The organism is Psychrobacillus sp. PGGUH221 (assembly GCF_042055255.1).
Classification (GTDB): Bacteria; Bacillota; Bacilli; order Bacillales_A; family Planococcaceae; genus Psychrobacillus.
This window is the reverse complement of the sequence record NZ_JAQMHQ010000055.1, coordinates 1-255: the sequence shown is the minus strand read 5'-3', so window position 1 is coordinate 255 and position 255 is coordinate 1. Positions and strand designations below refer to the sequence as shown.

Sequence of the window (255 nt, the reverse complement as noted above, 5' to 3'; positions counted from 1 at the left end):
ATATAGCGTTTAAGCCATATGTCGCAACGTGTATTGAAATAAACTTCCCTTTCCTTATCGCCTTTTCCTCTAACGATCGCGGATTGATTGGACCAATTGATATGGTTCTTTTCTAACGCAACTATTTATCCAATTCTACAACCAGTAGAAAACATGAATTCAAAAATTGATTTTTCCATTGGGGTATGACAGGATTCACGAAGATGTTCAATCTCTCGTTCGGTTAAATACTTGGGTATCCGTTTACCTACTTTT

Annotated in this window: 1 pseudogene; it reads right to left on the bottom strand. The window is 36.5% G+C overall.

The annotated features are described in order from the left end of the window. Positions 1-255 (bottom strand): annotated as a pseudogene (locus tag PGC35_RS22165) (tyrosine-type recombinase/integrase); the annotation flags it as partial.